Below are 364 nucleotides of genomic sequence, written 5' to 3'. Positions count from 1 at the left end.
AAAAGCCTTAAAATTAAACTCAGAGAATTTCAAATTGTTGATAGGTGTTAAAAAAGCGACGTTTCAACTGATGCTTGATTGTCTCACTGACGCTTATCAAGAGCAACACCGAAAAGGAGGACGCCCACGCCGTCTAAGTATGGAAGACCAACTTATCATGACCTTGCGCTACTTACGCTATTACCCCACTCAACGCTTGTTGGCATTTGATTTTGGTGTAGGTGTGGCAACTGTCAATGAGGCCATTACATGGGTAGAGGACACCCTTCGTTCTTCAGGTCTCTTTGATTTAGACCACTTGGAAGCACCTAGCGCCACTGTTGCCATTGATGTCACTGAAAGTCCTATTCAACGCCCTAAAAAA

General features: G+C 43.7%; 1 protein-coding gene. It reads left to right on the top strand.

Annotated features, from left to right (window positions below):
• A partial coding sequence (locus HMPREF2933_RS05290) for an IS5/IS1182 family transposase (protein WP_070672610.1) occupies nucleotides 1-364 on the top strand: 364 nt, incomplete at both ends.

This window comes from Streptococcus sp. HMSC066F10, from assembly GCF_001813805.1.
In the GTDB taxonomy this organism is placed as follows: Bacteria; Bacillota; Bacilli; order Lactobacillales; family Streptococcaceae; genus Streptococcus; species Streptococcus vaginalis.
Note: the sequence above shows the minus strand (reverse complement) of the source record. Positions and strands in the feature narration are given on the sequence as shown.